This window comes from Massilia norwichensis, assembly GCF_024753245.1.
Lineage (GTDB): Bacteria > Pseudomonadota > Gammaproteobacteria > Burkholderiales > Burkholderiaceae_D > Telluria > Telluria norwichensis.
The window spans coordinates 23,501-29,986 of sequence record NZ_JANUGX010000046.1 but is presented as its reverse complement, the minus strand read 5'-3'; the positions used below and the strand labels follow the sequence as shown (position 1 = coordinate 29,986).

Annotated in this window: 3 protein-coding genes; 2 read left to right on the top strand and 1 reads right to left on the bottom strand. The window is 67.9% G+C overall.

The genetic code is table 11. The annotated features are described in order from the left end of the window. Positions 1 to 321: 321 nt before the first annotated feature. Entirely contained in the window at positions 322 to 1,461 is a 1,140-nt protein-coding gene (locus NX782_RS25400; protein WP_258848291.1) for an efflux RND transporter periplasmic adaptor subunit, read from the top strand. A gap of 10 nt (positions 1,462 to 1,471) precedes the next feature. Then, the gene (locus NX782_RS25395; protein ID WP_258848290.1) at positions 1,472 to 4,588 is read left to right on the top strand and encodes an efflux RND transporter permease subunit; all 3,117 of its coding nucleotides are present in this window, start codon (positions 1,472 to 1,474) and stop codon (positions 4,586 to 4,588) included. Between the two features lie 126 nt (positions 4,589 to 4,714). Here the strand turns inward: NX782_RS25395 and NX782_RS26455 are convergent, their stop codons facing one another. Next, positions 4,715 to 6,397, bottom strand: coding sequence for a methyl-accepting chemotaxis protein (locus tag NX782_RS26455; protein ID WP_308633130.1), 1,683 nt, complete (start codon positions 6,395 to 6,397; stop codon positions 4,715 to 4,717). Between the last annotated feature and the right edge of the window lie 89 nt (positions 6,398 to 6,486).

Genomic DNA, 6,486 nt, shown 5'->3' with positions numbered 1-6,486 from the left:
GCTAACCTTGCGGCGCGGGCGGAATCCAGATTTCGGAGAAAACTGGAGGAGACGGTTTAACTATAACCCTATTTATTGTGCAGTGCAATACAGTAGAACTACGATAGCGTGTAGACCACCCTCCAGAGTGGGATAGATCCTACAGTCAGGCGCCAACAAACCGGAAAGCCAGCGGCTTTTGCGGCATTGCGGCGATCGATCGACCTGCCAGGTTCAGCGCACACTGTAGTGAGCAAGGCGTTGCAGCCGTCAGGTCTGCCAGGCCCGGATTTCGTACTTACGGAACGGAAGCAGGCCAATTTCCTTTGCTACACTAGCAGGATGAAGACCCGACTCCGCCCCCATCTCCTGATCCCTGTCGCCCTGCTGGCCGGCCTCGCCGGCCTGCTGGCGACCAGCCGCGCCGCCGACGACAAGAAGGCGGCCGCCCCGCGCCCTGCCCTCACCGTCACCACGGCACGCCCCGCCACCGCACGCCTGCCGCTGCGCCTGGCCGCCAACGGCAACGTCGCCGCCTGGCAGGAAGCCGTGATCGGCAGCGAATCGAACGGCCTGCGCCTGCGCGAAGTGCGCGTCAACGTCGGCGACGTCGTCAAGAAGGGCGAGGTGCTCGCCGTGTTCGATGCCGACGTCGTCAACGCCGACCTGGCCCAGGCCAAGGCCGCGCTGCAGGAAGCCGAAGCGAATGCCGCCGCCGCCCAGGCCGACGCCGGGCGCGCCCGCGCACTGAAAAGCTCGGGCGCCCTCAGCGAGCAGCAAGTTACCCAGTACATCACCGCCGAGCGCACCGCCGCGGCGCGGGTCGCAGCCGCGCGCGCCACGCTGTCGCAGCAGCAGCTGCGCCTGAAGTACACCCAGGTGGTGGCGCCCGACAGCGGCATCATCTCCGCGCGCAACGCCACCGTCGGCGCGGTCGCCGGCGTCGGCACGGAGCTGTTCCGCATGATCCGCCAGGGCCGCCTGGAATGGCGCGCCGAGATCACGGCCGCCGAACTGCCGCGCATGAAGCCGGGCCTGAAGGCCCAGGTCAAAGCCGCCAGCGGCACCACCGTCAACGGCACGGTGCGCACCGTGGCCCCGACCGTCGATCCGCAAAGCCGCGTCGCCCTGGTCTATGTCGACCTGCCGCCGAGTTTGTCGTCGAATGCGCCGCTGAAGGCCGGCATGTTCGCCGGCGGCGAGTTCGCTCTGGGCGAGTCGGGCGCACTGACGGTGCCGCAGCAGGCGGTCGTGGTGCGCGACGGCTTCTCCTACGTGTTCCGCCTGAACCAGGACAACCGCGTCAGCCAGGTGAAGGTGACGACCGGCCGCCGTCTCGGCGAGCGCGTCGAAGTCACGGCCGGCCTGCCGGCCGACGTGCTGGTGGTGACCAGCGGCGCCGGCTTCCTGAACGATGGCGATCTGGTGAAGAACGTCGCCACGCCGGCTGCGCAGCCGGCCACGCCGGTCGCCGCACGCTGAAGGATCGACGATGAATTTTTCGGCCTTCTCGATCCGCAATCCAATCCCGGCGATCATGCTGTTCGCCCTGCTCACGCTGGCGGGCATCCTGGCCTTCAAGGCCAACAAGGTGCAGGACTTCCCGGACATCGAACTGCCCGTGGTGACCGTCGCCGCCACCCTCGACGGCGCCGCCCCGGCCCAGCTGGAAACCGAGGTCGCGCGCAAGATCGAGGATTCGGTCGCGACCCTGCAGGGCGTGAAGAACATCTATACGAAGGTGCTGGACGGCGTGGCCACCGTCACCGTCGAATTCGTCCTCGAAAAAGACTTGTCGGATGCCGTCAACGACGTGCGCGACGCCGTCTCGCGCGTGCGCGCCGACCTGCCGGCCGAGATGCGCGACCCCAGCGTGACCAAGGTCACCACCGCCGGCCGCGTGGTGCTGACCTTCACCGCCGAGGCGGCGCAGGCGAACGGCAAACCGGCCCTGGATGCACCGGACCTCAGCTGGTTCGTCGATAACACGGTGTCCAAGCGCCTGCTGGCCGTGCCCGGCGTGGGCGCGGTCAAGCGCGTGGGCGGCGTGACCCGCGAAGTGCGGGTCGAGCTCGACGATGCCAGGATGGCGGCGCTGCGCGTGTCGGCGCTGGACGTTTCGCGCCAGCTGCGCAACGTGCAGCGCGAAGAACCGGGCGGACGCGGCGACGTCAGCGGCGCCGAGCAGTCGGTGCGCACTCTCGCCACCGTGCAGACCGCCGCCGAACTGGCGCGCATGGATATTCCACTCTCGAACGGCCGCCACGTGCGCCTGGACGAAATCGCGACCGTGTCCGACACCGTGGCCGAGCCGCGCGCGCTGGCCGAGCAGAATGGCCGCACCGTGGTCGGCTTCGAGATCTTCCGCACCCGCGGCGCCGGCGAGACCGAAGTGGCGGCCGGCGTGCGCGCTGCCATCCAGGAGCTGCAAGCCAAGCATGGCAACGTCGTGCTACACGAAGTGATCGACAACGCCCTGCCGGTCGAGGAAAACTTCGACGCCTCGATGGAGATGCTGTACGAAGGCGCGGTCCTGGCGGTGCTGGTGGTGTGGCTGTTCCTGCGCGACTGGCGCGCCACCATCGTCGCCGCGGCCGCGCTGCCGCTGTCGGTGATTCCGGCCTTCCTCGGCCAGTACCTGTTCGGCTACACGCTGAACATGGTGACCCTGCTGTCGCTGGCCCTGGTGGTGGGCGTGCTAGTCGACGATGCGATCGTCGAGATCGAAAACATCTCGCGCCACCTCAGGATGGGTAAAAGCCCGATGCAGGCCGCACTGGAAGCGGCCGACGAGATCGGCATGGCGGTGATCGCCACGACCTTCTCGCTGGTGGCCGTGTTCCTGCCGACCGCTTTCCTGAGCGGCATCTCGGGTAAATTCTTCAAGCAGTTCGGCTGGACCGCGGTGCTGGCCATCCTGGCCTCGCTGTTGGTGGCGCGCCTGCTGACGCCGATGATGGCCGCCTACTTCCTCAAGCCGACCAAACACCGCGAGGAAAAGGACGGCCCCATCATGCGCCGCTACATGCGCGCCATGCAGTGGTGCCTGCGCCACCGCGGCCTGACCATGCTGGCCTCCGCCCTGTTCTTCGTGGCCTCGATCTCGCTGGTGCCGCTGCTGCCGACCGGCTTCGTGCCGCCCGCCGACCGCGCCCAGACCCAGATCAACATCGAGCTGCCGCCCGGCTCGACGCTGGCAGAAACCCGCGCCGTGGCCGAGCGCGCGCGCGTGGCGGCGCTGCAGGTCCCGCATGTGAAGGCCGTGTTCAGCTCGGTCGGCGGCGGTTCCAGCGGCGATGCCTTCGCCCCCGGCGCCGCGGCCGAGGCGCGCCGCGCCGTGCTGACCCTGAGCACCGTGCACCGCAGCGACCGCAAGGAAAAGCTGGCCGTCATCGAATCGAACCTGCGCGCCAAATTGGCCGACATCCCCGGCGCCCGCTTTACCGTCGGCCCGCCGGACACCGGCATCAAGATGCAGATGGTGCTGCGCAGCGAAGACCCGGCGGCGCTGACCGCCGTCGCGCGCCAGGCCGAACGCGAGATGCGCACGCTGCGCGGCGTCGGCAACGTCAGTTCCAGCGCCTCGCTGGTGCGTCCCGAGATCATCGTGCGGCCCGACTTCGCGCGCGCCGCGGACCTCGGCGTGACCGCGGCCAGCATCGGCGAGACCGTGCGCGTGGCCACCGCCGGCGACTACGACCAGGTACTGGCGAAGATGAACGTGTCCGAGCGCCAGGTGCCGATCCGCGTGAAGCTGCCGGACGCCGTGCGCGCCGACCTCGACGCCATCGGCCGCCTGACAGTGCCGGGCAAGAACGGCCCGGTCATGCTGGCGAACGTGGCCGACATCACGCTGGAAAGCGGCCCGGCGCAGATCGACCGTCTGAACCGCAGCCGCCAGGTGACCCTGCAGGTGGAGCTGAACGGCCGCTCGCTGGGCGAAGTGAATGCCGAGGCGCGCGCCCTGCCGTCGCTACGTAACCTGCCGGCGTCGGTACAGATCGCGGAACTGGGCGATGCCGAGGAGATGCGCAACCTGTTCGCCAGCTTCGGCGTGGCCATGCTGATCGGCGTGCTGTGCATCTACGGGGTGCTGGTGCTGCTGTTCACCGACTTCCTGCAGCCGGTGACCATCCTGGCGGCGCTGCCGCTGTCGATCGGCGGCGCCTTCGTGGCCCTGCTGCTGACGCATAACGCGCTGTCGATGCCGACCATGATCGGCCTGATCATGCTGATGGGGATCGTGACCAAGAACTCGATCCTGCTGGTGGACTACGCGATCCTGGCGCGCAAGGCCGGCATGAACCGGGTCGACGCCCTGATCGACGCCTGCCACAAGCGTTCGCGCCCGATCGTCATGACCACGCTGGCGATGGGCGCCGGCATGCTGCCGCTGGCCCTGGGCCTGTCCGGCGACCCGAGCTTCCGCTCGCCGATGGCGGTGGCGGTGATCGGCGGCCTGATCACCTCGACCCTGCTCTCGCTGCTGGTGGTGCCGGCCGTGTTCACCTACGTGGACGATGCCGAGCACTGGATGGGGCGGACGGCGCGCAGGTTGCGCAAGCATCCGCATCATCCGGTGCCGAGCGAGGAAAGCACGGTTAAATAAGCGTCGCCCCCGCGATATATAACCGTCATCCCCGCGAAGGCGGGGGTCCAAGTTCGCAGCGAATCACGCAAACCTGGGTTCCCGCCTGCGCGGGAACGACGGTGTTTTAGCGCGGGAACGACGGCGTTAGAAAGTCTCCCACTCCTCTGCCACCGCGGCCTTCGTCCTGGCCGCGGCCTTCGGCTTCGCAGCCGCCACCGGCAAGCGCTGCGCCGGCGCGGCCTTCAGCGCCGCCTTGCGCGCCGGTGCGGCGGCAGTTGCCGGCATCTCCACCTTGAACACGGCCGCCATCTGCGCCAGCCGGTCGGCCTGCTCCTGCAGGCTGCCGGCGGCGCCGGCCGCTTCCTCGACCAGGGCTGCGTTCTGCTGGGTGACCGAATCCATTTCGGTGACGGCATGGTTGATCTGGACGATGCCGCCTTCCTGCTCGCGGCTGGCGCTGCTGATCTCGGCCACGATGTCGGTCACGCGCTGCACGCTCGTCACCACCTCGTCCATGGTCGCGCCGGCATCCGACACCAGTTGCGAGCCCACGCTCACCTTGGCGACCGAGTCGTCGATCAGCTGCTTGATCTCCTTGGCGGCGGCGGCCGAACGCTGGGCCAGCGTGCGCACCTCGCCGGCGACGACGGCGAAGCCCCTGCCCTGCTCGCCGGCGCGTGCCGCCTCGACGGCGGCATTCAGGGCCAGGATATTGGTCTGGAAGGCGATGCCGTTGATGACCGAGATGATCTCGACGATCTTGCGCGAGGCCTGGTCGATGTCGCCCATGGTCTCGACCACGCGTGCCACCACCTGGCCGCCGCGGCGCGCCACGCCGGATGCGCTGGCGGCCAGCTGATTGGCCTGCTGGGCGTTCTCGGCGTTCTGGCGGACGGTCGAGGTCATCTCTTCCATTGACGATGCCGTTTCTTCCAGCGCGCCGGCCTGCTGCTCGGTGCGCGAGGACAGTTCCAGGTTGCCGGTCGCGATCTCGCGCGCGGCGGTGGCGATCTCGATGCTGCCGGTACGGACGTCGAGAACCAGCGTCGACAGCGAGACATTCATGTCCTTCAGCGCCTGCATCATCTGCGCCGCTTCATCCTTGCCTTGCACCTCGATGCGGCTGGTCAGGTCGCCGGCGGCCACGGTGCGCGCCACGTCGACCGCGCGGTTCAGCGGACGCACCACCGAGCGGGTGATCACGACCGCCGCGGCGATCGCCAGCAGCACAGCGACAGCGGCGACGCCGCCGATCACGCGCAGCGCGGTCGCGTAGACGGTGTCTGCATCATGAGACGTGTTCTCGAAGCGCGTTTCCTGGAACTCGACCTGCTTGCGCAGCGACTCCGCGAAGACTTGCAGGGTGTCGTAGGTCTTGCCGAAGGCCAGGGTCCGCGCTTCGTCCGCCTTGCCATCCTTGACCAGTGCCTGGACCTGCTCGACCAGCGCCACGTAGGTCTTGCGCTGCTCCCTGGCCTCGGCCAGGAGGGCTTTGCCGGTCGAGGTCACCAGCAGCGGCTCGAGATCCTGCAGGGCCTTGTCCATCGCCGCGATGTTCGCATTCAGGCGCTCGGTGGCGTGCGCGCGCATGGCGGCATCGTCGATTGCCACCAGCTGGCCGATCCTGCCCATGCTGCCGCGCAGATTGTCGAGCGCGATGTTGGCCTGGCGCGCACGCGGCCATACGCCATCTGCGAGATCGGACGTCCCTTTGTGCAGCTGGTTCAGCGATTGCATACCGACGGAAGCAATCACAGCTATAAAGACAAGCAGCAAACCGAAGCCCAGCCGCAGCCGGTTGGCGATGTTCAGATTCAAAAAACGCATATCAGTCCAATCAATGGATGTGCATAAACATACGCATGAGATCTGCGTATGGAAGATGGAAAAAGGAATCGTGACAGCCGGCGGGAATT